The sequence below is a fragment of the Bacillus sp. DJP31 genome (genome assembly GCF_049310945.1).
Taxonomy (GTDB): domain Bacteria; phylum Bacillota; class Bacilli; order Bacillales; family SA4; genus Bacillus_BS.
Window position 1 is genome coordinate 1 of the sequence record NZ_JBMERO010000071.1, and the last position, 3,024, is coordinate 3,024.

General features: G+C 51.6%; 1 rRNA gene. It reads right to left on the reverse strand.

Annotated elements, in window-relative coordinates:
• Positions 1–10 precede the first annotated feature (10 nt).
• Positions 11–2,953: ribosomal RNA gene (locus ACOI1C_RS22350) — 23S ribosomal RNA — on the reverse strand.
• Positions 2,954–3,024 lie beyond the last annotated feature (71 nt).

Here is a 3,024-nt window from a genome sequence, read left to right on the forward strand (position 1 = left end):
TTTACTTATTTTGGTTAAGTCCTCGACCTATTAGTATCTGTCAGCTCCACGTGTTGCCACGCTTCCACCCCAGACCTATCAACCTGATCGTCTCTCAGGGGTCTTACTTCAAAAGAATGGGAAATCTCATCTCGAGGGGGGCTTCATGCTTAGATGCTTTCAGCACTTATCCCGTCCACACATAGCTACCCAGCGATGCCCTTGGCAGAACAACTGGTACACCAGCGGTGTGTCCATCCCGGTCCTCTCGTACTAAGGACAGCTCCTCTCAAATTTCCTGCGCCCACGACGGATAGGGACCGAACTGTCTCACGACGTTCTGAACCCAGCTCGCGTACCGCTTTAATGGGCGAACAGCCCAACCCTTGGGACCGACTACAGCCCCAGGATGCGATGAGCCGACATCGAGGTGCCAAACCTCCCCGTCGATGTGGACTCTTGGGGGAGATAAGCCTGTTATCCCCGGGGTAGCTTTTATCCGTTGAGCGATGGCCCTTCCATGCGGAACCACCGGATCACTAAGCCCGACTTTCGTCCCTGCTCGACTTGTAGGTCTCGCAGTCAAGCTCCCTTGTGCCTTTACACTCTACGAATGATTTCCAACCATTCTGAGGGAACCTTTGGGCGCCTCCGTTACATTTTAGGAGGCGACCGCCCCAGTCAAACTACCCACCTGACACTGTCTCCCAGCCGGATAACGGCTGTGGGTTAGAATTTCAATACAACCAGGGTAGTATCCCACCAACGCCTCCACCGAAGCTAGCGCTCCGGCTTCAAAGGCTCCTACCTATCCTGTACAAGCTGTACCAAAATTCAATATCAGGCTATAGTAAAGCTCCACGGGGTCTTTCCGTCCTGTCGCGGGTAACCTGCATCTTCACAGGTACTATAATTTCACCGGGTCTCTCGTTGAGACAGTGCCCAAATCGTTACACCTTTCGTGCGGGTCAGAACTTACCTGACAAGGAATTTCGCTACCTTAGGACCGTTATAGTTACGGCCGCCGTTTACTGGGGCTTCAATTCAAAGCTTCGCTTACGCTAACCTCTCCTCTTAACCTTCCAGCACCGGGCAGGTGTCAGCCCCTATACTTCGCCTTACGGCTTCGCAGAGACCTGTGTTTTTGCTAAACAGTCGCTTGGGCCTTTTCACTGCGGCTCTCTCGGGCTTTCACCCTACCAGAGCACCCCTTCTCCCGAAGTTACGGGGTCATTTTGCCGAGTTCCTTAACGAGAGTTCTCCCGATCACCTTAGGATTCTCTCCTCGCCTACCTGTGTCGGTTTGCGGTACAGGCACCTCTCACCTCGCTAGAGGCTTTTCTTGGCAGCGTGAAATCAAGAACTTCGGTACTATAATTCCCTCGCCATCACAGCTCAGCCTTATGGTAAGCGGATTTGCCTACTTACCAGCCTTACTGCTTGGACGCGCATATCCAACAGCGCGATTCTCTATCCTTCTGCGTCCCCCCATTGCTCAAACGGTGAGGAGGTGGTACAGGAATATCAACCTGTTGTCCATCGCCTACGCCTTTCGGCCTCGGCTTAGGTCCTGACTAACCCTGAGCGGACGAGCCTTCCTCAGGAAACCTTAGGCATTCGGTGGACAAGATTCTCACTTGTCTTTCGCTACTCATACCGGCATTCTCACTTCTAAGCGCTCCACTAGTCCTTCCGGTCTAGCTTCAACGCCCTTAGAACGCTCTCCTACCACTCCGTTAGGAGTCCACAGCTTCGGTGATACGTTTAGCCCCGGTACATTTTCGGCGCAGAGTCACTCGACCAGTGAGCTATTACGCACTCTTTAAATGGTGGCTGCTTCTAAGCCAACATCCTGGTTGTCTGGGCAACTCCACATCCTTTTCCACTTAACGTATACTTTGGGACCTTAGCTGGTGGTCTGGGCTGTTTCCCTTTTGACTACGGATCTTATCACTCGCAGTCTGACTCCCGAGTATAAGTCTTTGGCATTCGGAGTTTGACTGAATTCGGTAACCCGATGAGGGCCCCTAGTCCAATCAGTGCTCTACCTCCAAGACTCTAAACTCGAGGCTAGCCCTAAAGCTATTTCGGAGAGAACCAGCTATCTCCAGGTTCGATTGGAATTTCTCCGCTACCCACACCTCATCCCCGCACTTTTCAACGTGCGTGGGTTCGGGCCTCCATTCAGTGTTACCTGAACTTCACCCTGGACATGGGTAGATCACCTGGTTTCGGGTCTACGACCACGTACTCAAACGCCCTATTCAGACTCGCTTTCGCTGCGGCTCCGTCTTCTCAACTTAACCTTGCACGGGATCGTAACTCGCCGGTTCATTCTACAAAAGGCACGCCATCACCCGGAATTTTTCACAAGGAAAAGATTCACAGGGCTCTGACTACTTGTAGGCACACGGTTTCAGGATCTATTTCACTCCCCTTCCGGGGTGCTTTTCACCTTTCCCTCACGGTACTGGTTCACTATCGGTCACTAGGGAGTATTTAGCCTTGGGAGATGGTCCTCCCTGCTTCCGACGGGATTTCTCGTGTCCCGCCGTACTCAGGATCCACTCTGGAGGGAACGAAGTTTCAAATACAGGGCTTTTACCTTCTTTGGCGGGCCTTTCCAGACCACTTCACTTACCTCGTTCCTTTGTAACTCCGTATAGAGTGTCCTACAACCCCAAGAGGCAAGCCTCTTGGTTTGGGCTGATTCCGTTTCGCTCGCCGCTACTCAGGAAATCGCGTTTGCTTTCTCTTCCTCCGGGTACTAAGATGTTTCAGTTCCCCGGGTCTGCCTTCATCACCCTATGTATTCAGGTGAAGATACTACTCCATTACGAGTAGTGGGTTTCCCCATTCGGAAATCTCCGGATCAAAGCTTACTTACAGCTCCCCGAAGCATATCGTCGTTAGTCACGTCCTTCTTCGGCTCCTAGTGCCAAGGCATCCACCGTGCGCCCTTATTAACTTAACCATTATTACAGTTAATTCTTAAGGATCTTACGATCAATCTTCTTACATACATTTCTGTTATCTAGTTTTCAA